This window comes from Pseudomonas halotolerans, from assembly GCF_039581215.1.
GTDB lineage: Bacteria > Pseudomonadota > Gammaproteobacteria > Pseudomonadales > Pseudomonadaceae > Aquipseudomonas > Aquipseudomonas tehranensis.
The window spans coordinates 233,169-255,374 of sequence record NZ_JBCNTJ010000005.1; the positions used below are offsets into that span (position 1 = coordinate 233,169).

At 60.6% G+C, this 22,206-nt stretch carries 15 protein-coding genes; 4 read left to right on the forward strand and 11 right to left on the reverse strand.

The features are described 5' to 3' along the window. From AAIS01_RS09790 to AAIS01_RS09800, 3 genes are read right to left on the reverse strand one after another with little or no spacing between them, the layout of a single operon-like run. Positions 1–678: a GNAT family N-acetyltransferase gene (locus AAIS01_RS09790; protein WP_343468799.1), complete on the reverse strand. Its 678-nt coding sequence runs from the start codon at positions 676–678 to the stop codon at positions 1–3. 10 nt (positions 679–688) lie between these two features. Continuing rightward, positions 689–1,135 carry a GNAT family N-acetyltransferase gene (locus AAIS01_RS09795; protein WP_343468800.1) on the reverse strand — a complete coding sequence of 149 codons (447 nt, stop codon included), beginning with the start codon at positions 1,133–1,135 and terminating at the stop codon, positions 689–691. 2 nt (positions 1,136–1,137) lie between these two features. Continuing rightward, positions 1,138–1,779 (reverse strand): FMN-binding negative transcriptional regulator, encoded by a 642-nt coding sequence (locus AAIS01_RS09800; protein ID WP_343468801.1) that lies wholly within the window; start codon positions 1,777–1,779, stop codon positions 1,138–1,140. Between the two features lie 100 nt (positions 1,780–1,879). On the opposite strand from AAIS01_RS09800, the gene pdxR reads away from it, so the two are divergent. Further along, a complete protein-coding gene (gene pdxR, locus AAIS01_RS09805) occupies positions 1,880–3,427 on the forward strand; it encodes a MocR-like pyridoxine biosynthesis transcription factor PdxR (RefSeq protein WP_343468802.1) in 1,548 nt (515 codons plus the stop codon). Positions 3,428–3,641: 214 nt separating this feature from the next. Here the strand turns inward: pdxR and AAIS01_RS09810 are convergent, their stop codons facing one another. The 8 genes from AAIS01_RS09810 to aspA all read right to left on the reverse strand — a co-directional run bounded on the left by AAIS01_RS09810 (position 3,642) and on the right by aspA (position 19,091). Beyond that, complete coding sequence (locus AAIS01_RS09810) at positions 3,642–8,255, reverse strand: dermonecrotic toxin domain-containing protein (RefSeq protein ID WP_343468803.1); 4,614 nt, start codon at positions 8,253–8,255, stop codon at positions 3,642–3,644. Positions 8,256–8,497: 242 nt separating this feature from the next. After that, a complete protein-coding gene (locus AAIS01_RS09815; RefSeq protein WP_343468804.1) occupies positions 8,498–9,598 on the reverse strand; it encodes a polyamine ABC transporter substrate-binding protein in 1,101 nt (366 codons plus the stop codon). Positions 9,599–9,609: 11 nt separating this feature from the next. Then, positions 9,610–10,641 carry a histone deacetylase family protein gene (locus tag AAIS01_RS09820; protein ID WP_343468805.1) on the reverse strand — a complete coding sequence of 344 codons (1,032 nt, stop codon included), beginning with the start codon at positions 10,639–10,641 and terminating at the stop codon, positions 9,610–9,612. Positions 10,642–11,822: 1,181 nt separating this feature from the next. Further along, a complete protein-coding gene (locus AAIS01_RS09825; protein ID WP_343468806.1) occupies positions 11,823–12,806 on the reverse strand; it encodes a hypothetical protein in 984 nt (327 codons plus the stop codon). Positions 12,807–13,313: 507 nt separating this feature from the next. Further along, entirely contained in the window at positions 13,314–14,306 is a 993-nt protein-coding gene (locus tag AAIS01_RS09830; RefSeq protein WP_343468807.1) for an AraC family transcriptional regulator, read from the reverse strand. A gap of 252 nt (positions 14,307–14,558) precedes the next feature. Next, entirely contained in the window at positions 14,559–15,563 is a 1,005-nt protein-coding gene (locus AAIS01_RS09835; protein ID WP_343468808.1) for an asparaginase, read from the reverse strand. A 131-nt stretch (positions 15,564–15,694) separates the two neighbouring features. Beyond that, positions 15,695–17,146, reverse strand: coding sequence for an alanine/glycine:cation symporter family protein (locus AAIS01_RS09840; RefSeq protein ID WP_343468809.1), 1,452 nt, complete (start codon positions 17,144–17,146; stop codon positions 15,695–15,697). 520 nt (positions 17,147–17,666) lie between these two features. Then, complete coding sequence (aspA, locus tag AAIS01_RS09845) at positions 17,667–19,091, reverse strand: aspartate ammonia-lyase (RefSeq protein ID WP_025216214.1); 1,425 nt, start codon at positions 19,089–19,091, stop codon at positions 17,667–17,669. 181 nt (positions 19,092–19,272) lie between these two features. Here aspA and AAIS01_RS09850 point away from each other — a divergent pair, with 181 nt between their 5' ends. The 3 genes from AAIS01_RS09850 (at position 19,273) to AAIS01_RS09860 (ending at position 22,112) form a co-directional block, all read left to right on the forward strand. After that, on the forward strand, positions 19,273–20,190 hold the full coding sequence (locus AAIS01_RS09850; RefSeq protein ID WP_214916051.1) for a LysR substrate-binding domain-containing protein: 918 nt from the start codon (positions 19,273–19,275) through the stop codon (positions 20,188–20,190). 332 nt (positions 20,191–20,522) lie between these two features. Next, positions 20,523–21,014: a 5-(carboxyamino)imidazole ribonucleotide mutase gene (gene purE, locus AAIS01_RS09855; protein ID WP_003196369.1), complete on the forward strand. Its 492-nt coding sequence runs from the start codon at positions 20,523–20,525 to the stop codon at positions 21,012–21,014. 12 nt (positions 21,015–21,026) lie between these two features. Further along, positions 21,027–22,112: a 5-(carboxyamino)imidazole ribonucleotide synthase gene (locus tag AAIS01_RS09860; protein WP_092399476.1), complete on the forward strand. Its 1,086-nt coding sequence runs from the start codon at positions 21,027–21,029 to the stop codon at positions 22,110–22,112. Positions 22,113–22,206 lie beyond the last annotated feature (94 nt).

The window sequence follows — 22,206 nt, forward strand, 5'->3', positions numbered from 1 at the left end:
TCAACACGCCGAGCGACATTCCGCCAGGCTGCGCACCTGGCCGCCCGCGCTTTGATTTTCCTCGCTCAACCACCGCTCGAACCCCGCGCCGATCGCCGGCCACTCCGCGTCCAGTATCGAGTACCAGGCGGTGTCGCGGTTCTGTCCTTTGACCACCATGTGCTGGCGGAATACGCCTTCGAAGGTGAACCCCAGCCGTTCGGCAGCATATTTGGAGCGAGCGTTGCCGTTGTTGCACTTCCACTCCAGCCGGCGATAACCCATGGCGAAAGACTCCTTTGCCAGCAGGTAGACCGCCTCGGTGCTTTTCGGCGAACGCTGCATCGGTGCGCCGAAGGTCACGTGGCCGATCTCGATGCGGCCCTGGGCCGGGACGATGGACATGAGGCTGAGGATGCCCTGCACCTGGCCGCTGGCGCGGTCGATCACGCTGAAGAAATAGGGGTCGGTGTTGGCGGCGTGGTTGTTCAGCCAGGCATCGAACGTGTCGCGATCCTTGAACGGGCCATAGGGCAAGTAGTCCCAGAGCTTCGGGTCGGCCCCGGGGCCTTCGAGGGCTTGCCACAGGCCGTCGGCATGCCGCGCCGGATCGAGCTTTTCCAGGCGGATGAAACGCCCTTCGAGCAACTGCGCAGACGGCGCCGGGACACCTTTCCAATCAGCGAGTGAAGACGACATGGGGCGCTCCTTAAAGGGCTTTGCGAAATTGAATGAAGCCTGGGCGCTCGGCGATGCGCTCGTACAGCTGGATCGCGGTGGCGTTGGTTTCGTGGGTCAACCAGTGCACCTTGCAGCAGCCTTCGGCCTTGGCGGTGGCGTAGACGAATTCGATGAGCTGGCGACCCACACCGTTGCCACGGTTCTGTTGTGTCACCAGCAAATCTTGCAGGTAGCAGGAGTTTTCGATGCTCCAGTTCGAGCGGTGATAGATAAAGTGCACCAGGCCCACCGCCGTGTTGCCCTTCCAGGCCAGGGCAGCATGGGTCGGTTCACGCTCGTCAAGCAAGCGCTGCCAGGTGCTTTGGCTGACCGCTTCCGGCAGTTCGGTGTTGTAGAAGCGCAGGTAGGCTTGCCACAACGGCAGCCAGGCGGCGTGGTCGTCGGCGCTGACGCGGCGGATGTCGAGTTGGCTCATGTTCACTCCTGGGACGATGGTTCAGGCATCAGGTGGGCGAGGGCCCGGTCCTGCGGGTCGGAGCTGGCGGCAAGGCCGTTGCGCACCCCGGCGGCGTCTGCGGGGCTGCGGTTCTGGCTGAGCTTGCGCTTGCCTTCCAGGCGCTTGACGGGCAGGGCGAAGCCGACGATGGCCTTGAGCATGCTGTCGATGTACTCCGGCGGTGCATCGTCGATTTTCCAGGGCTGTTCGCGAGTGGTTTCGTGGCGGGCGGTGAGGGCGCCGACCAGGTTGCGCAGGCGCTGCGCGTCGCTGAACACCTCCGCGCTGCCGTAGGCGTGTACGGCCACGTAGTTCCAAGTCGGCACGACTTTGCCGTGTTCGGCCTTGCTCGGGTAGAAACCCGGGCTGACGTAGGCCTCGGCACCGGCGAATATCACCAGGGCCTCGGCGCCGGCTTCCAAGTCGCGCCATTGTGGATTGGCCCGGGCCATGTGCCCGTAAAGGGTGCCGTTCGGCCCCTGTTGCGTGTCCAGCAACAGCGGCAGATGGCTGGCCTGCAAACCGTGTTCACCGTGGGTGACCAACACGGCCAGGCGGCAATCGCCCATCATCTGGTGCAATTGGGACAGGTCCTCGACGGCAAAGGCTTTGGGGTTATACATGATGATTTTCCTTGGCGAATGTGAGCATCCTAGGCAGGCTATTGGTCTGTTGTAAGAGCCACTTCCGGCCAATTCGATAGGTCCATTCGCGAGGGCTGTCATGCACGACGTTGCGCCGCCACTGTCATTCAACCCTGCCGGCATCGAGCTGGACCGCCGCCAGGGGCTCAGCCGCCAGCTTTACCAGGCGTTGCGCGCCCGGGTGCTGGACGGCCGCCTGGCCAGCGGCACGCGCCTGCCGGCCAGCCGTGACCTGGCGGCGGCCTTGTCGATCTCGCGCAACAGTGTGGTGCGGGCCTACGATCAGCTCTACGCCGAGGGCTTCATCGAAGGGCGGGTAGGGGACGGCACCTATGTGGCGAAACTGTCCTCGATGAGCCTGCCGCTGAAAAACATATCCACAAAAGTATCCACAGGGTTTTCAACAGGCTTACCCACAGCCTTATCCACAAATTGGCTCGATCTTCCTGTGGTTCCATCCAGTAAAGTTATCCACAGCGATGGGTTGAGTCGTGTCGAAAACCACCATTTACCCCAGCCGCCCAGTGGTCCTCCGCGAGCATTCAGGGTCGGTGTGCCGGCTTTCGACCTGTTTCCTTTCGACGTCTGGGCCAAGCTGAGCGCGGCTTTTTGGCGCAAGCCGGATTTGCAGCAGCTGTGTTATGGCGATCCCCAAGGGGATGCGCGCTTGCGCGGGCTGATCGCCGCTTACTTGCGCAGCTCCCGGGGGCTGCACTGCACGGCTGAACAAATTGTGATCACCAGTGGCGCCCAGCAGGGCATCAGCCTTTGTGCACAGCTGCTGGTGGACCCGGGCGACGTCGTGGCGGTGGAAAACCCCGGCTATCGAGCGGCCGGGCATGCGTTCGCCGTCGCCGGTGCCGACGTCAGAGGTGTGCCGGTCGATGGTGAGGGTCTGGATTGCACGGCACTCGCTGGGTTGAGCCATTGCCGGCTGGCCTACGTCACCCCGTCCCATCAATACCCGACCGGGGTTGTCATGAGCCTGCCACGGCGCCTGGAATTGCTGGCCTGGGCCGAACGCAACGACGGCTGGATCGTCGAGGACGACTACGATGGCGAGTACCGCTACAGCGGCGCGCCCCTGGCGCCCTTGGCGGCATTGGATCGCCAGGGGAGGGTGCTCTACGTCGGTACGTTCGGCAAAGTGGCGTTCCCGGCCTTGCGCCTGGGCTACCTGGTGCTGCCGTCGGGCCTGGTCAACGCCTTCGCCCGGCGTCGCGCGGTGGACGTGCGCCATTCCGAAGTCAGCACCCAGGCCGTAATGGCCGAGTTTATGGCCGCCGGGCATTTCCAACGGCACATCCGGCGCATGCGGCGGGCCGCGCTGGTGCGTCGAGACGCGCTACTGGCGGGTTGGCCCAAAAACATAGCGGGGGTTGGCACCTTGCCGACCGTCGTGGCCGGGCTGCATGTCACGGTGCTGGTGGACAGCCTCGCCCGGGAACGCGAACTGATTGCCCAGGCAACGGCGGCGGGGGTCGAAGTCAATGGCTTGAGCAGTTATTGGTTGCCGACCACGGCCTCGACACAGGTGCGCGCCGGGCTGGTGCTGGGCTTCGCGGCCGTGCCGCCAGCGGCGATCGCTGCCGCACTGGCGAGCCTGGCCCAAGCCTGGAGGCCCTGACACCCGGTTCATGACCGTAATGCTGTTCACTTAAGGCAATCGACAAACCGTGGCGAGGGAGCTTGCTCCCGCTGGGCCGCGAAGCGGCCCCAAAACCTGCCAATGCGCAGTATCAGACACACCGCACCCGCCGGTTTACGACTGCTTCGCAGCCGAGCGGGAGCAAGCTCCCTCGCCACAAGTTCATCGTTTTCTTAAATGAATTGCATTAGGTTTATGAGCGGGCTTTTTGAAAGAACACTTCCTTGGCCTGGTCCACGGCAATTTCGCTGCGGTAATGGTCCACCAGTTGGCGCTGGTTGAGGGACTGGATGTCTTCGACATCGACGGCTGCTAGATTGGCTTGTTCGACGGTTTTCAAGCGTGCAGACAGGAACGTGTAGGCGGGCACCCAGCTTGTCGAGTAACGAAAATCCGCGAACCAGAGGGTTTTATTGGTCTTCACGTCCTTGATCTCGTACCGGTCGAGATAGCCGTAGGGCGGGGTCTTGATGCGTTGACGGCTCTTTTGTTTGGTGATTGAAATCTGGTTCCGGCTCTTGAGCCACAGGATGCCACTCATGGTCGGCGGGCGTTGCTTGATGAGATTCAAGACCGTGTCGAAGCCCAGGATGTAAAGGGCGCTCGATTCCCTTTCGAGTTGCCCGCGCAAGGTTTCGGCCGCGCGCCGTTGTTCTGCCGGAAGTTCGAACGTTTCGTTGGAGGCCACGCCTTGCGCCTGGTCGAGTGCTTTTTTGATTGCCGCGCTGATTTTCTCCATCCTGCCGGCGTGGGCGTTGAGAATCATCCCGAGCCCGGTGGGTGTTTGGTTGGGTGTCTTGGCGGTTTCTGCGATCTGCGCCTTGAACGCCGCCAGGCCGTTGATCAGGTCATTGCCCTTGGCGACGCTGATGTTCAATGCCGGGGCAGCGGCCGATGCGGCATCGGGCTTCATGTGAGGAATCCATTCGCCGGTTTCCTTACGGTGGAACGTGACGATGATCTCCCCCGAGAATGGTTTTTTCACATCGACCCAGTCCGTTTCCTCCATGTACTTGGATAAGCGCGGCTCGCCACTGACCAGGCCCCAAAAACGCGCCCGGATGAATTTCTTCCTGGGCCTGGGCCGTTGCTCATAAAGCGAGCCCGAACTGCGCCGATCCTTCCGTTCATCCAGGGCCGTCCCCAGGTGACGCAGCGTCCATTGCTCCAGCGTGGCGATCCCCGAGCGCAGTCGAGCCAGTTGTAACGGCTGCGCGCTGCCCTTGTATTCGTTACCCAGGTATTGGAGGTGTTCGCCGATGGCCGCGAACTGCTCGGCCAGGCTGCCGAATGCGTCGATTCGCTCGTCCAGCCGGATCACGCTTCGCTCATCGATCGCGTCACGCAGGCTCTGGAACGCCACCGTGGCGTTATCGACGACCTGATTGAGCGCCTCCCAGCCTTCGGGCATCGACTCGACGCTCTCAAGCGACAGGCAGAGATGGCGATACATATCCAGCTTGATCATACGAAGGTCGGCGGCTGTGTAGAGCGGCATCTTCTTGCGGTGCCGGCGGATGAATTCGAAGCCTTCGTAGCCCACAGTCTTCAGCTCGGTGAAGCGCGTTTCCATATAGTCCAGGCGTTCGATCATGTTGTCGCCGACGCTGATCATGCGCTCGGCTGCGTCGATATGCTGTTGCTCCAGCACCTCGACCCCGGAGGTGATCATGCCCTTGGCCTTGTTCAAGGCCGGGATGAAGCGTTCCTGGAGCGCCTCCATTTCGGCAAAGGTGAAATCGATCTGCGCGTTCAGGTAGCCCAGCCGGGTGCGAGCGTAGTCGGGCCTGGACTGGAAGAGCGGCCATTCCATCAATGTCCGCAACGCCTTCTCGTAGTTTTCCCGCTGTGTTTTCAGCAGGTCGACATATTCGTCGCGCTTTATTTCCTTGGCTGGCCCCGCAGCCTCGTTCATTTCCTTGGCTTGCATGGTCAGCAATTTCTGGTTCTGTGGCTTTTTTTCTTCGAACCGGTTGAGCGAGGCAAGCAGATCGGTCCGGCGCCGTTGCGCGTCGGCGATGACTTTTTGCCTGACGCCTTTGGAGCTGATACCCCGTAATCGCAGGCGTGTATCGATATGCCATGTGCCGTGGGCATCATTGATCAGGGACGGTCCCTCGCGGGTGGGATCTTTCCCGTCGACGATAGAGACCGATTCGCCTTCGACTTTTACTTTGAACCAGCTCCCCGCCATTTTTGCGTACCAGTCCCCGCTTCGTTCGTAGAGCCCTTTGAGCGCGCCTTCGGCCTGGAGTAGCCCGGGTTCTTGCGGCTCGTCGACGGCCAAGGCATCCAGGAGCCGGGTGCTCTCCCTCGAGCGTCCCATCAAGGCGCCACTGGAACGGATAGTCTCGTAGTGTTCGGTCGGTAGCGCCGTGCTCGACAGCGTTTCGAGCTGTTCTATCACCAGCACGTGCTTGGGTTTCGGCAGACTCTCCAGTTCGCGCACCTCCTTCGATGCCTGTGCCCGATGCGGCCGCCTGGCGGCTCTGGCGCGGTCGATGGCGTGGGTGATGATCGCCAGTGCGATGTTCAGCAGCAGGTCGGCGAACGCCTCCCACTTGACCGGACGATTGGCTTCGTCGGTGCGCTGCGTCAGTTTGTCGATGTCGTCCAGGATCTGCCAGAGCCAGGCCGCAGTGCCTACGGTGGTCCCCAGGTAAGGCAAGGTCAGGTTGAAAATCAGCCAGCCTGCCCGTTTGAAGGTCTCCCAGCGATTTTCACGGTTGGACACCGCTTGCCGATCGGCCAGCTCGACCAGGGCATTGGCGTTGGCCTTGAACAACTGGGGCAGGAAATCCACGCCGACGGTCTGGTCGGTCAACCTGACGGGGCCACTATTGGCCAATGAGGTCAGGGGGGCGGCCACAAACGCCAAGATGCTCCAAGGAGAGGGCAGCACGTCGGGAAAGACGAACCGGCCGTAATCTTCGCGCACCCCATCGGGCAACCACGCCAGCACCGATTGACGCAAAGAAGGGGTTTGCCTGATCGCGTACAACAGGTTGCTGAACGCCGGGTACTGGCTCAACTGCGGCACCATCATGGGGCGATACAGCAGACAGGGCCCGGCGCTCGAGTCCTCGGGGCCGATGATGAACATGTTGGCCACGACATCCTCCGCGTCGCCCAGTTGCAGCTCGGGCACGAAGGCCAGCTTGCGCAGGACGATGGTTTTTCCGTCCACCTTGCGATTGGCCTCTTCGGGCGCCATCAGTGCGGCGACGTAGCGGTAGCCCCGATCGTCCAGGTGACCCACGCCGCGGATCTTGCATTCCAGCGCGAGCATCGGGAGCTGGATGCGTAACTGGGAGGTGTAGAGCTTTTCGCGGCGGCTCGACTCTGCGGGATCGTCGAGAAGCTTTTGCTTGATCAGCTCGGGGTAAACACGGCCGATGTCGACCTGGGTGATGAGGTTCTTGACGTAATCGACGGTCATCCAATCAGGCAACTCGGTGTCGTCCACGAACTTGACGATCTTGTCGCCAAGGGGAAGCGCGATGAGGTTCTGCAAGGCGAGCTCGACAAGGCTGAACCGGGTGGTCTCGATCTTGCCGGGCACCACGAAGTTGCCCCAGACCACGGGGCTGCGTACCTCGATCTCGATGGCGTCCAGGTCGAGCTTCGAGGCGTCGGCGTGGTCCGAGACCATCTGCTTTTTCAGCAGGCCGAGTGCATATTCCTTGAGAGGAGGAATCTCATCCAGGTAGGTTTTTCCGGCATGGACCTGATTCAAGATCGACAGGCTCTTCATGTGCTGGGCAAACAGGATCTGGTCGGACGGCGAGGCCTCCAGCAACCATTCAGGCATTTGTTTCTGGAACCAGGCCACGAGGGCGTCGTCGTCCGTTTCTTCGCCGTTGCCCGGGGACGATGTGTTTTCGTAAGTGGCCCATGTTTGCGGAAAGGTCCCGAGGATCGTGACTTGCTCGGCGATGATCCCGCAGGCCTTGTGATCGAAAATATTGCCGTCTGGCTCGTACAGCCGCCATTGGAGTTTCCGGTAGCTGGCCGGAATGAAGTGGGACGGCAAGGATTTCCCCAGGGCCTGGCGTGAATCGAACTTCTCATACCCGTTGCTGAGCGAGTAGGCCAGGATGACTTCCTTTTTATCGACGGTGCCGATCAGCACCACGAGTGAGTTGTCACCCAGGCGTCTGATCTCGGGGCCATCGACGTTATCGATGTCGATCAGGTACGCGTGGGTGTCATAAGGGTCGTTGTTCTGACGGTCCTTGCGATCAGGATAATGGAACAATTGCCTGGCCATCGCACATTCAGTGGCCGTCCAGCCCTTGATGCGCCCGACGTCCCAGGCCTTGCGCAGGGTGCTGGAGAGTTCATGCCAGAGTGGGCCGGACTCGCCCTGCGGCGCATTCCAATACGCCAGTTGCTGCTCCTGACAGGCCGTCAGCATGGCCGGTACCAGTTCGTTGAGCAGGCGCCCGATCTGGTCGATGCGCACCGGCAAATGCACTGCGGGCTCGGTGAGCGGCAACTGGGTGAGGAAGTGCAAGCCTTCGATCAGCAGCAGGGGGTCGCTTTTTTCGTTCACCAGCCCGGCCAGCATCTCGTTGAGGGTTGCGTAGCGGGTCGGGCGCCGCACGATTTCGTCATCGACAATGTCCCAGGCCGGCTCGCCGACCACGGTATTGTTCGGATCGAGGTTGAGCGTGGGGTAGAGCCTTTTGAGGCCATCGCGCAGGAGGAGGGACGCGACCTCTGGATAGGTGGGCCCTGCAAGCAACTGGTTGTATACCGCTTCCTTGGGGTCGGCTTTGGGCCTGGTGATAGACGTAGATGTCATCTGAGTCTCCCTGTCTTGTGATCCATGGCGTTCCCGGAGCGAAACGCTCGGGGTTTTCCATGCTAGGGCGGCTCAAAACGGCGGAGGTGGTAACTATGTATGGGCGTGGGGGGTGACGGGGATAAGGCCTGTGGGAGCAGGCTTGCTCGCGAAAGCGGTGTATCAGGCGCCGGTGATGTTGAATGTGCCGGCGTCTTCGCGAGCAAGCTCGCTCCCACAGGTTTGTGTTTAACTCGACGATCTCATTGACCGGACTTGATCCGCGTCCAGGCCCGCGTCCGCGCCCGTTCGGCATCCCTCGGCAAGGGCTGCAAGGTATAGAGCGTGGTCATGGCCGCTTCGGTCGGGTACAGGTTGGGGTTGTTGCGGATCGCCGGGTCGACCATGTCCGTGGCGTCCTTGTTCGGGTTCGGATAGCCGACAAAATCACTGACCGGCGCGATCACCTGCGGTTGCAGCAGGTAGTTGATGAAGGTGTAGGCGTCCCCTGGGTTGGCGGCGCCTTTGGGAATGGCGAGCATGTCGAACCAGATCGGCGCGCCTTCCTTGGGCAGGCGCATGTCCACCGTCACGCCGTTCTTGGCCTCCTTGGCGCGGTTGGCCGCCTGGGAGAAGCTGCCCGAATAACCGACCGCTACGCAGATATCGCCGTTGGCGATGTCGGCCATGTACTTGGATGAGTGGAAATAAGTGATGTGCGGGCGAATCTTCATCATCAGCGCTTCGGCCTTGGCATAGTCCGCCGGCTTCTTGCTGTTGGGGTCCAGGCCCAGGTGCTGCAAGGCCAGGGGCAGGATCTCCGAAGGTGAATCGAGCAGCGCCACGCCGCACTGCTTGAGCTTGCTGATGTTCTCTTCCTTGAAGATCAGGTCCCAGCTGTCCACCGGCGCGTTGTCACCGAGGGCGGCCTTGATCTTGTCCGGGTTGAAGCCGATCAGGATGGTGCCGTACATGTAGGGCACGGCGAATTTGTTGCCGGGGTCGTTGGCTTCGATCAGCTTCATCAGCTTGGGATCGAGGTGGTTCCAGTTTGGCAGTTTGCTGCGGTCCAGGGGCTGGAACACGCCGGCTTCGATCTGCTTGGCCAGGAACACGTTGGACGGCACCACCACGTCGTAGCCGGAATTGCCGGTCAGCAGCTTGGCTTCCAGCGCTTCATTGGTGTCGAAGATGTCGTAGACCAGTTTGACCTGGCTGTTTTGCGCCTTGAAGTCGTCCAGGGCCTTGGGCGTGATGTAGTCGAACCAGTTGTAGACACGCAGGGTCCGCTCCTCGGCCTGGACGGCACCGCAAAGCAGCATGGCGCACAGGGCTGGCGCCATCGAACGCTTGAGTCTGTTCATGCTTGTATTCCTCATGGGGCGCTTTGGAAACCTTCGAGAACGTTGACGGCATTAATGCCGATTTCGGCCACCGCGTAGCCGCCTTCCATCACGAACAGGGTCGGCTTGCCGAGCGCGGCGATGCGTTTGCCCATCGCCAGGTAATCCGGGCTGTCGAGCTTGAACTGCGAAATCGGATCGTCCTTGAAGGTGTCTACGCCCAGGGACACGACGATGACATCGGCGTCGTAACCCCGGATTTGCCCGCAGGCCTGGTCCAGCGCCGCGCTCCAGGTGTCCCAGCCTGAGCCGGCTGGCAAAGGGTAGTTGAAATTGAAGCCCTCGCCATCGCCCTCGCCATGCTCGTCGGCATACCCCAGAAAGAACGGAAACTCCGCCTCTGGGTGACCGTGGATCGAGGCGAACAACACGTCGCTGCGCTCATAGAAAATCGATTGGGTGCCGTTGCCGTGGTGGTAATCGACATCGAGGATCGCGACTTTCTGATGGCCCTGATCGAGGAAGGCCTGGGCGGCGATGGCCGCGTTGTTCAGGTAGCAATAGCCGCCCATCAAGTCACTGGCAGCGTGGTGCCCTGGTGGGCGACACAGCGCAAAGGCACTGCGGGCGCCGCGCTGAATTTCGGCCTGGGCGGTGAGGGCGACCTGCGCTGCGCTGTAGGCCGCTTGCCAAGTGCCGGCGGTGATCGGCGCGCCGCCGTCGAAGCTGTAATAACCGAGCTGGCCGTGCAGGCTGGTCGGGATGACCCTGCGCAGGGTCCGTGCCGGCCAGGTGTAGGGCAACAAATCGCCGTCGCGGTTGTACTTGGCCCAGCGGTCCCAGGCACCTTTGAAAAATTCCAGGTACGCCGCACTGTGGATGCGCTGGATCGGCCCCAAGCCAAAATCCTGCGGCGCCTCCACCGGCCCCAGCCCCTGCGCCTTGACCCGCTCCAACACATGATCGGCCCGGGAGGGCATTTCGAAGCAGGGCATCAATTGCCCGTCCATCAACTCGCAGCGTCCGTGGTGCAGGTGGTGATCGTCTGAGTAGATCGTCAGCATTTTTTTGTTCTCCGCAAGGCTGATCCGGTTGCTCACAGTCTTGCGGCGCGGGGCGTTTCAGAGAACGGCAGGAGAGGCCAAAAGGGGATCGAAATGGCCAAAAGGTTTGACCGTAAATCGCCCCTTGGTGGCGCAGGTGTGTGCGGGGGTGGGGCGTGAGTGATGCTTGGATGCCTGCCCTGCACCCCGTGGCGAGGGAGCTTGCTCCCGTTCGGCTCTGTAGGAGCTGGCGAAGCCTGCGATCTTTTTGATCTTTCGCTTGAGACTCAAGTGCCTGGGGAAAAGATCGCAGCCTCGCTTCGCTCGACAGCTCCTACAGGCGCAGCCCAGCGGGAGCAAGCTCCCTCGCCACGGGGTTGGTGGTGCTGCGGTTAGCGTGGGTCGACGTTATCCAGCACACGGCTGGTCAGCATTGAACTCAGTTCGATCAGTTGCTGGACGCAGAGGTGCGCTCTGCTTCGGGGGGATTTGGTGTGATTTTGAACATGGTGGAGCTCCTTTCGTAAGAGGAACCATCACCGTCTGCCGCCAAGCAGATGGGTGACGGATTACACAAGGTTGGCGGACCGGAACGAAAGGAACCCGGCATCCCCGAAGGGATCCTTGCGCAACCCGCCATAACATGAGAGTGCCAATGCCAGAGGCATTGCAATCCTATTGAGGGGCTGTTGCGCCTTTCGTGTACGGGCCGCCAAGCCCGACCACTGATGGGCAGTGGCAGGGAAACGATAGAGCCCGGAGACAAGGCGCACAAGCGGGCGGATTCTGGCGTAGTTGTAGGCAATGGCGCAAGGATGCGTAGCTTGGTGGAAGCGTTGCACTGGGAGAATAAACAAGCTTTCGTAATGCCCAGGATTCGGGGCGAGGGAGCTTGCTCTCGCGTGTGATGCAGCGGTTATTCTGTAGGAATGCGCGGGCCTTTTTGGGGCTGCTGCGCAGCCCAGCGGGGATAAATCCCCTCGCCACGGGGTTGGGGGTGTAGCGACTATCGTGGGTCTACGTTATCCGGCACTCGGTTCACCAGCAAGGAATTCACATTTTTTGGAATAGCTAAGCGCGATCAATAAAGAAGCGTCGAGACAGTTCGGCCCGACGCTTCGTCTTGTGTCCCTGTCCTTTGTCTACCCGTGCGTACCGGGAAATATCGACAGGCACGTAGTGCTCTTAAACTGCATCATCGATCAACGGAGAGGCCTGGATATACTGTATATTCCTGGGCCTTTTCCCAATTGCTCAAGCGCTTTCTGAAGGTCATCAACCTTCTTGTTTGCTTCTTCTTTTTTTGCCGCGTTGGCTCCGCTTCGCAAAATTGCCCGTTCTTGTTCCAACTGGAAGATTTTGTCTTTCATCAAGGCATTTCGGGCGTCAGCCTGGGTATCCATATCCTTGAGGCACCAAGCCGCGAATTTTGTCTGCTCATCACTCGGGTTTGGCACCAAAAGAGCCGACATGCACAATTGCTGTTGGTCATCGGCAAGAACAACGTTATTAACAATCCCTTCGACTGTCGCTGCTATTTGTTGTATGTGGGCATCTGATCGTTGGCTGCCCATGCCAGAGGTTTCTATTTTTACCTTTATCTCTCCATCTGCAATGACGCCTTTTGTTTCGGCTATTGCACTGTCGATAACGCTTCTATCGTCTTTCAGGTTTTTAATTTTTTCCGCTAAGCCCGATGCGGTTTGATCCATTTCCGTCGTATCAGCCTTGGCGTCCGCTTTTTTTGCGTCACTGATTTTTTTGTCTACGGCCGTCTTCTCTGCCTCCAGAGCAGAAATTCTATCGCTGACCTTCTCTCTTTCGGCTCTTTGCTCGGAAAGTGATTTTGTCGCTTCAGCCCGGCCACTTGTCGTGAGGGCTATCGGAGGGGCTTTGACTGTTCCGGTCAGTTGCTCAATCGCCAAGAGGGCGACCGTGTTTTTTTGGAAGCGCCTCATGAGAAGGTCGTATTGAGGGGCGCTTATCGAGCCGGACATGTAGCTTTCGCACAAGCGATAGCCAAAATCGCGGAGCAACTGGATGCTTTGTGTGCGTATGCCGGTGAATGCAGCCCCATCCTGCATGGCGAAAGCCAATTCACCGCTTGCTTTACCTGGATACCCCCCTTTTGCCGCCAACTCATAAGCAAGGGAGGCCATTGCATCGGGGCTTGGTTCTGCACACACACAACCGCCCCTTTCTTTATGTGCTCTTCCAAAACGTACTTTCCGGTCGGGTCGTATTTTTTGGTTATGGTCTCATTGGGGGCTACCAGTATGGCTCTTTGTCGAATATCGCTCATGGTGCTTTCCCCATCAGAAATATCAAATGTCCGATAGATACTGTTTAGGTTGGCGCATCCGGCGATAGACATAATTATTAAAGCTAATAAAGTCCCCTTCATGGCGCATGGCTCCCTTTGCGTGGCGATGATGGCACTTTGGTATAGCTCATAGAATCATCGTCTGCGACTGAGCCGGGCAAAAAGAATTTTGAGGTGCCCACTCATATTTTATTTTTCCAACAAACGGGGGTGTACCGCGCGGCGGAGTAGCCGTTATAGACCGGTTGTTGCGGTCTACCTGGCGTCAGTTTTTTAGGGCGCTGGATGCGTCTGAGCGGACGCCATCGCGGGCAAGCCTTGCTCCCACAGGAGTTAGGTGTTGTGCGTGAAAGCGGCGATTAACGAAGGTTCAAGACCTGAACTGACTCGGCGCCACGCCACTCCAGCGTACAAACGCATGGCGAAAACTGGCCGTTTCGCTGAAACCGAGCATTTCAGCAATCCGATAGATCGGCAATTGGTCCTCACACAGCATCTGCTTGGCCCGTTCGAAGCGCAGTTCGTCGAGCAGTTCCTGATAGCTGCAGCCCATATTCTTGAGGTGCCGGCGCAAGGTGCGTGACGAGCAGTTCATCTGTTCTGCCAGGCCTTCCAGGCCGGGTGCGGCATTCAATTGTGCACTGAGCAATTGGCGAATCCGTCCCAGCCAGGCCTGGCGGCCGGTGAACTCGGTATTCTGCCGACGGCACCGTTCGGCCATGGCGTGGTGGGTGATGGGGTCGGCCAGTGGCAGCGGTTGTTCCAGCCAGTGGCGGTCGAAGGCGAAGGCGTTATCGACGCTGTCGAAATGCACCGGGCAGTCGAAGAGCGCTGCGTAGCGCGCCTGATAATCGGGCGCCGAATGTTCGAAACGCGCCGCGCGCAGGGGCAGCGTCTGGCCGAGCAGGTCGTTGCAGATGACTTTTAGCGACACCATGCAGAATTCGGCGTTGAACACTGCCAAGGCCGGGCTCTCCCGATAATCGCTGGCGCTGAGCCAGACCGTTTCATGGCCTTCTTCCAGGTGCAGCTCGAAGAGTGTTCCCAATAGCGCCGGATAGCGCAGTGCCAAACGCAAAGCGTCACCCAAAGTGGCACTGCTGAGCAGGGCATAACCCAGCATCCCATAGGACGACACGTGCATGCGCAAGCCCAGTTCCAGGCCGATGTCGCGCTTGAGGGCCACGGCATTGGCGCAAACCTGCATCTCTTGATTGGTGGTGATGCGTGTATCGGCCCGGCTCAAGTCCGCCGCGCTGATGCCGCTGCCGGCCAGCAATGCATCACTGGGCAGGCCTTCGTGCTTGAAGGTATTGAGTACCAGGGAGACGGCGTTGAGCGTGGTGAGGTGGGAGTGCAGCATGTTTGTTTCCAGCCGGAGGAGGCTGGAAATGGAGCAAGTTATGTGCCGGCCGGTTTTTCAGCATGGACCACAGCGGCAAAGGAATTTATCTGTGGCGAGGGGATTTATCTGTGGCGAGGGGATTTATCCCCGTTGGGCCGCGCAGCGGCCCCCCGAAGTTCTATCTGATAAAGCGCGGCGTTGCGGCAGTGGGGGCGCTCCGCACCCCAGCGGGGATAAATCCCCTCGCCACAAGTTGATGCCCGGCTTGAATTATGTGAGTTCGCCACACAGATCCAGCTCAACCAGCCGCCGGACCTCATCCACTGGCAGCCCGGCGCCGATCAACGCCTGCAACTTGCCGAGCGCGGCTTCGCGAGTCATGCCGCCGCCGGACAGCACGCCAGCGCCGCGCAAACGGCTGCCGGCCTCGTATATATCCAGCTCGACGCCACCTTCATGGCATTGAGTCACCGCCACCACTACCACGCCGCTGTCCCGCGCCCGCTCGAGGCTGGCGAGGAAGGTCGGGTTGTCGCTCGGCCCGGTGCCGCTGCCGTAGCACTCCAGCACCAGGCCCTGGATGCCGCTGCCCAGCAGGCCATCGAGAATTTCAGCGCTGATGCCGGGAAACAGCGGCAGCGCCGCGATGTTCGCCAGTTGCTTGGGCTGGTCGTAATTCAACTGCGCCGGCAGCGAAGTTGCCTTGAGACCACCGCTCTGACGCTCCAGGCGTTTGAACGGATGACGGCCGAAGCTGCGCACCTTGGCGCAGCGGGTCGGGGCCAACAGCTCGCCGTGGAAATACAAATGCACACCTGGCGCCAACCCCTGGCCGAGGGCGACCAGCGCGCCACTGAGGTTTTCCCAGGCGTCGCTGTCGGTCACGCCGGCGGGCAACATGGAGCCGGTGAAACATACCCGGGCATGCAGGCCCAGCAGTTGGAAGCTCATCGCTGCCGCACTGTAGGCCAGCGTATCGGTGCCGTGCAGGATCAACACGCTGTCGCAGCCCTGCACATCCACGGCATCGACCACGGCTTCGCGCAGTTGCTGCCAGTAGGCCGGGGTCATGTTGGCGCTGTCGATCAGCGGCGACATTTCCCGGAAACGCCATTGCGGGATGACGAGTTCGGGCTGGCTGTCCAGGTAATCGCGCATCCGCGCTTCGAAACCGGAGGCCGGAGCCAGGCCATGGGCGCTGGCTTGCATGCCGATGGTGCCGCCGGTGTAGAGCACCATGACGTGCTGGGCGGCAGGGTAGGTCGAGACATTCATGGGTGTTCTCCGAGGACGAAAACGGCAGCTCATCGGGCTGCCACAACATAAGGCCGAGCATGACGCCGACCTCAGGCTGTGTCACGCCGGGCGCAGCAAGTGCGCCCGGTTTTTTCCAATCAGCCTGCCGATCAGCCTTGCGCGGCGGCCACGCCTGCCGGAGCCTTTCCAGGCGCGGCTACCGGTGCCGAAGGGTTCGCTGGCCAGGCCTTGCGGTCCAGATCCAGGTCGGGGAACTTGCTGGAGTCGAAAACCGGAACCTTGATGCCGGCCGAACGCTGGTCATCGTAGTCGCGCAGGATACGCATGCCGACCTTGAACAGCAGGAACAGCGCGATCAGGTTCACGAACGCCAGCAGGGTCATGGTGATGTCGGCGAAGGCAAACACGGTGCCGAGGTTCTCGATGGCACCCCAGAAGATCAACACCAGTACCAGTGTGCGGTAGCCGATCAGCACCTTGCGGTTTTCGCCAACCATGAAGCGCAGGTTGTTTTCGCCCAGATAGTAGTTGTAGAGGATCGAGGTGAACACGAACAACGACAGCGCCACGGAGATGAATATCCGTCCCCAGTCACCGACCACGGCGGCGAGGGAGTTCTGAGTCAGGGCAATGCCGTCGCCTTCAAAGCCTGGGGTGTAGAAGCCCGACAGCAGGATCAGCAGCGCGGTGCAGGTGCAGATCAAGAAAGTGTCGAGGAACACGCTGAATGCTTGAATCACACCCTGAGCCACCGGGTGCTCGACCGAGGCCACGGCGGCGACGTTCGGCGCACTGCCCAGGCCCGCTTCGTTGGCGAACACGCCACGTTTGACGCCCATGACAATGGCGCTGCCGATCAGGCCGCCAAAGGCCTGGTCAAGGCCGAAAGCGCTTTTGACGATGGTGGTCAGCATGGCCGGCACCTGATCGAACTGCAGCACGATCACGTAGAGGGTTACACCGATGTACGCCAGGGTTTTGACTGGCACCAGCAGGTCAGCGACTTTGGCGATGCGCTTGATCCCGCCGATGAACACCAAGCCCAGCAGCACTGCCAGAGCAATGCCTGTGTAGGTGGTGTCGAAACCGAACGCATTGTTCAGCGAGTGAGTTACGGCGTGGGCCTGCAGGCCGTTGAAGGCGAAGCCGAAAGTGATCAGCAGCAGGAACGCCATGATCATGCCCAACCAGCGCTTCTGCAGGCCGTGCTGGATGTAATAGGACGGGCCGCCACGGAACTGGCCTTCGGCGTCGCAGCGCTTGTAGAGCTGGCCGAGGGAACATTCGAAGAAGCTGCTGGACATGCCGACCAGCGCGGTCACCCACATCCAGAACACCGCCCCGGGCCCGCCGAGGGTGACGGCGATGCCGACACCGGCGATGTTGCCTGCGCCGACACGACCGGCCAGGCTGAGCATCAGGGCCTGGAAGGAACTGAGCTGACCAGCGCTGCTTTTGAGGCTGTCGCGGAACACCGCGAACATGTGAAAGAAATGACGGAACTGAACGAAACGCGAGCGGATCGTGAAGTAACCACCGAGCCCGACAATGAGCACGATCAGTACTTTCCCTGAGAGGAAGTCGTTGATGACTTCTAGCATGAGTATTCCTCGCTGTTTTTTGTTTAAGCGAATGCTGGCCATTTGGAAACATCCTGTTACATCGGTCGGCGCGCGGCACGACAGGTGAGGCGATGTTTCGTCCTGGTCCATTTCGCGGGTTGTTATTAGTTCGGTTTTCGCATGTGTTGGGGGTCTCGTTTCTGACGACCGCTCACGCGAAGAGGGGCGGCACTATACCTACCAGTGCGGCGCCCGTCTGCACGATTGTGGTGCGTGCGACGAAACGGACCCTTGAATCACCTGGCTTTTTTATGACCAGGGTTGTGGGAGGCTGCTTCTCTGTGGGAGCGGGCTTGCTCGCGAAAGCGGCGGCCCATCCGGTAGGGGGGCAAGCTGACGCACCGCCTTCGCGAGCAAGCCCGCTCCCACACAGTTCAGCTTCCAGACTTCTTTGCAGCCTCGAGTCAGTTAAAAAAAAGGGCCTGGGGAACAAGTCCCCAAGCCCTCAAAAGGTGAGAGGTGTCTAGTCCCTCGACCTGGTGAGCAGTCATCGTCTCGATCACGCCTTCAGCGGGACCAGACGCGGAGCAATCATGTTTTCCGGGCGCAGGATGTCGTCGAGCATGGCGTCGTCGAGCAAGCCTTCTTCGCGCACCAGTTCCAGCACGCCGCGGCCGCTTTCCAGCGCAACACGGGCGATACGGGTGGCATTTTCATAGCCGATGTACGGGTTCAGGGCGGTGACCAGACCGATCGAGTGCTCGACCAGTTCGCGGCAGCGCGCTTCGTTGGCGGTGATGCCGACGATGCAGTGTTCGCGCAGCATGTCCATGGCCCGTTGCAGCAGGCGGATCGAGTCGAAGATCTTGAAAGCGATCAACGGCTCCATCACGTTCAATTGCAGTTGCCCGCCTTCGGCGGCGATGGTCAGGGCCAAGTCGTTGCCGATGATCTGGAACGCGACTTGGTTGACCGCTTCCGGGATCACCGGGTTGACCTTGCCTGGCATGATCGAGCTGCCTGGCTGGCGAGCCGGCAGGTTGATCTCGTTGATGCCGGTGCGAGGACCGCTGGACAGCAGGCGCAGGTCGTTGCAAATCTTCGACAGCTTGACCGCGGTGCGCTTGAGCATGCCGGAGAACAGTACGAAGGCGCCCATGTCGGAGGTGGCTTCGATCAGGTCGGCGGCCGGTACCAGCGGCTGGCCGCTGATGGTTGCCAGGCGCTGCACGGCCAGGGCCTGGTAGCGCGGGTCGGCATTGATGCCGGTGCCGATGGCGGTGCCGCCCAGGTTCACTTCGGTGAGCAATTCAGGCGCCAGGGTTTTCAGGCGTGCCAGGTCTTCGCTCAGGGTGGTGGCGAAGGCACGGAATTCCTGGCCGAGGGTCATCGGCACCGCGTCCTGCAGTTGGGTGCGGCCCATTTTCAGGACGTGGCTGAACTCTTCACCCTTGGCGGCAAAGGCCTGAATCAGGCTGTCGAGGCTGGCCAGCAACGCATCGTGACCCAGCAGCAGACCCAGGCGAATCGCCGTCGGGTAGGCGTCGTTGGTGGACTGCGCCATGTTCACGTCGTTGTTGGGGTGCAGGTACTGGTATTCGCCTTTGTTGTGGCCCATGGCCTCCAACGCAATGTTGGCGATGACTTCGTTGGCATTCATGTTGGTTGAAGTGCCAGCGCCGCCTTGGATCATGTCCACCACGAACTCTTCGTGGAAATCGCCGCGGATCAGTCGTGCACAGGCTTCGCTGATAGCGGCATGCTTGGCTTCGCTGAGCTGGCCCAACTCACGGTTGGCATCAGCGGCGGCCTGTTTGACCATTGCCAGACCGACTACCAGCTTGGGGTAATGCGAGATCGGGACGCCGGAGAGACGGAAGTTGTTCACCGCTCGCAGGGTCTGGATGCCGTAATACGCTTGCGCCGGTACTTCAAGTACGCCAAGCAGGTCTTTTTCTGTGCGGAATGATGCAGCGGAAGACATGATAGAAATCATCTCGATAAGGACCCGGTCTGAGCCGGAACGCTGTGAATCCTAGGCTTTCAGAAAAATTAGGGCCAATGCTGTTAAACACTGGCCTATGCACATTCGGCATAATGGGAGTGTGACGCCGACGGTACGGTGAGCGTGTGACCTGTTTTGGTGCGTGCCTTGGGAGGACGTGATGAATCTAGAAAGCAAATGGCTCGAGGACTTCAGTGCCCTGGCTGCGACGCGCAGTTTTTCCCAGGCGGCCGAACGGCGCTTCGTGACGCAACCGGCCTTCAGCCGACGCATCCGCAGCCTTGAAGCGGCGCTGGGGCTGACCCTGGTCAACCGCTCTCGCACACCGATCGAACTGACAGCAGCGGGGCAGTTGTTCCTGGTGACGGCGCGTACCGTGGTCGAGCAACTGGGTGAAGTGCTGCGTCACCTGCACCATCTGGAAGGCGGGCAGGGCGAAGTGATGCAAGTGGCGGCCGCACACTCCCTGGCGCTGGGCTTCTTCCCGCGCTGGATCGCACAACTGCGCAACGAAGGCCTGAACATCGCCACGCGGTTGGTGGCGACCAACGTCGGCGACGCCGTCCATGCGTTGCGTGAAGGGGGTTGCGACCTGATGCTGGCCTTCTATGACCCGGATTCGGCGATGCAGATGGACCCGGAGATTTTCCCTTCGTTGCACCTGGGTCAGACCGAAATGCTGCCGGTGTGTGCCGCCGATGCTGACGGCAAACCGTTGTTCGACCTTGAAGGCGAGGCCAGTGTGCCCTTGCTGGCCTACAGCGCCGGTGCCTTTCTCGGTCGCTCGGTGAACCAGTTGCTGCGTCAGCGTGCCCTGCGTTTCACCACGGTGTATGAAACGGCCATGGCCGACAGCCTCAAAAGCATGGCGCTGGAGGGCTTGGGTATTGCCTGGGTGCCACAACTGAGCGTGCGCGCCGAACTGGCCCGGGGCGAACTGGTGGTCTGCGGCGGCGCGCAATGGCACGTGCCCCTGGAAATCCGCCTGTACCGCTGCGCGCTGGTGCGCAAGGCCAATGTGCGGTTGTTGTGGCGCAAGCTCGAGGGTGGCGCGGCGCAGGGCGTGACTGGCACCTGATACCACGATGCCCCCTGTGGGAGCGAGCTTGCTCGCGATAGCGATGTGTCAGTTGCCACCTTCTGAGCTGACACACCGCATTCGCGAGCAAGCCCGCTCCCACAGGGAATTGAGGTGTTCTTTCGCTGACCTGAGAGTCAATAAAACCGCTGTTTAACCACAAATGACAGATGGTCGCGACAGGGGCTGTTTATCTATTTCATTGAGGTATACTGCGCGGCCTTCGGCCGGTCCAGATCGGCCATAATTCGTACAACAAGCCACGCCGGTTTCCTGCGTGGCTTGTTGTTTTTTGACGCGCCTGCGGGCGCCCAGAGAGAAGAGGCACGACGATGAGTGCACTGGTTGGCGTGATCATGGGCTCCAAGTCCGATTGGTCCACCCTTAGCCACACCGCCGATATGCTGGAAAAGCTCGGCATCCCTTACGAGGTGAAAGTGGTCTCCGCCCACCGCACCCCGGATCTGCTGTTCCAGTACGCCGAAGAGGCTGAGGCTCGTGGCATTGAGGTGATCATCGCCGGTGCCGGTGGCGCGGCCCACCTGCCAGGCATGTGTGCGGCCAAGACCCACCTGCCGGTGCTGGGCGTGCCGGTGCAGTCGTCGATGCTCTCGGGCGTCGACTCGCTGCTGTCGATCGTGCAGATGCCGGCCGGTATTCCGGTCGCGACCCTGGCTATCGGCAAGGCCGGTGCGATCAACGCGGCCCTGCTGTCGGCGAGCATCCTGGGCGCCAAGCACCCACAATTTCATACCGTGCTGAAAAAATTCCGCGCTGAGCAGACAGACAGCGTCCTGGACAATCCAGACCCACGCATTGCCTGAGGTGGTTGACGAATGAAGATCGGTGTAATCGGTGGCGGCCAGTTGGGTCGCATGTTGGCCCTGGCGGGAACGCCGCTGGGAATGAACTTCGCTTTCCTGGATCCGGCGCCGGACGCCTGCGCCAGCGCGTTGGGTGAACACCTGCGGGCCGACTACGGTGACCAGGACCATCTGCGCCAACTGGCCGATGAAGTCGATCTGGTGACCTTCGAGTTCGAGAGCGTCCCTGCCGAAACCGTTGCCTTCCTGTCCCAGTTCGTCCCGGTCTACCCGAGTGCCGAAGCCTTGCGCATCGCCCGCGACCGCTGGTTCGAAAAGAACATGTTCAAGGACCTGGGCATCCCTACACCCGCGTTCGCCGACATCCAATCCCAAGCCGACCTGGAAGCTGCCGTTGCTTCCATCGGCCTGCCTGCCGTCCTCAAGACTCGCACTCTGGGTTACGACGGCAAGGGCCAGAAAGTCCTGCGCACTCCTGAGGATGTGGCCGGCACGTTCGCCGAGCTGGGCAGCGTGGCCTGCCTGCTGGAAGGTTTTGTACCGTTCACCGGGGAAGTCTCGTTGATCGCCGTGCGGGCTCGCGACGGGGAAATCCGTTTCTATCCGCTGGTGCACAACACCCACAAGGACGGCATTCTCAAGCTGTCCGTGGCCAGCACCGATCATCCGCTGCAGGCCCTGGCCGAGGACTACTCCAGCCGGGTACTCAAGCAACTGGACTATGTCGGCGTGATGGCGTTCGAGTTCTTTGAAGTGGACGGCGGCCTCAAGGCCAATGAAATCGCCCCGCGCGTGCATAACTCCGGGCACTGGACCACCGAAGGCGCCGAGTGCAGCCAGTTTGAAAACCACCTGCGGGCGGTGGCCGGGCTGCCGCTGGGCTCGACCGCCAAAGTCGGCGAAAGCGCGATGCTCAACTTCATCGGCAAGGTGCCGGACACCGAAAAAGTCCTAAGGATTGCCGACTGCCATCTGCACCACTATGGCAAGGCGTTCAAGGCCGGGCGCAAGGTCGGTCACGCCAACCTGCGTTGCGCTGACCGGGCCACGCTGGCCCAGCAGATCATCAAGGTCGAGACACTGATCGCCGAGCAATAGTCTCAAGCGTCGGTGGAACCATTGGTCGGCTAACTTCTCTGATGGCTAGGTGCCAAAGTCTCAACGGGCTTTGGTCTGGCTACTTATCTCAGAG

Bases quoted from the DNA above. Each gene is read 5' to 3' on its own strand.
- AAIS01_RS09820 (WP_343468805.1), bottom strand. From the start codon at position 10,641: ATGCTGACGATCTACTCAGACGATCACCACCTGCACCACGGACGCTGC.
- AAIS01_RS09815 (WP_343468804.1), bottom strand. From the start codon at position 9,598: ATGAACAGACTCAAGCGTTCGATGGCGCCAGCCCTGTGCGCCATGCTG.
- AAIS01_RS09850 (WP_214916051.1), top strand. From the start codon at position 19,273: ATGAATCTAGAAAGCAAATGGCTCGAGGACTTCAGTGCCCTGGCTGCG.
- AAIS01_RS09840 (WP_343468809.1), bottom strand. From the start codon at position 17,146: ATGCTAGAAGTCATCAACGACTTCCTCTCAGGGAAAGTACTGATCGTG.
- AAIS01_RS09795 (WP_343468800.1), bottom strand. From the start codon at position 1,135: ATGAGCCAACTCGACATCCGCCGCGTCAGCGCCGACGACCACGCCGCC.
- AAIS01_RS09860 (WP_092399476.1), top strand. From the start codon at position 21,027: ATGAAGATCGGTGTAATCGGTGGCGGCCAGTTGGGTCGCATGTTGGCC.
- AAIS01_RS09835 (WP_343468808.1), bottom strand. From the start codon at position 15,563: ATGAATGTCTCGACCTACCCTGCCGCCCAGCACGTCATGGTGCTCTAC.
- AAIS01_RS09810 (WP_343468803.1), bottom strand. From the start codon at position 8,255: ATGACATCTACGTCTATCACCAGGCCCAAAGCCGACCCCAAGGAAGCG.
- AAIS01_RS09790 (WP_343468799.1), bottom strand. From the start codon at position 678: ATGTCGTCTTCACTCGCTGATTGGAAAGGTGTCCCGGCGCCGTCTGCG.
- purE (WP_003196369.1), top strand. From the start codon at position 20,523: ATGAGTGCACTGGTTGGCGTGATCATGGGCTCCAAGTCCGATTGGTCC.
- pdxR (WP_343468802.1), top strand. From the start codon at position 1,880: ATGCACGACGTTGCGCCGCCACTGTCATTCAACCCTGCCGGCATCGAG.
- aspA (WP_025216214.1), bottom strand. From the start codon at position 19,091: ATGTCTTCCGCTGCATCATTCCGCACAGAAAAAGACCTGCTTGGCGTA.
- AAIS01_RS09800 (WP_343468801.1), bottom strand. From the start codon at position 1,779: ATGTATAACCCCAAAGCCTTTGCCGTCGAGGACCTGTCCCAATTGCAC.
- AAIS01_RS09830 (WP_343468807.1), bottom strand. From the start codon at position 14,306: ATGCTGCACTCCCACCTCACCACGCTCAACGCCGTCTCCCTGGTACTC.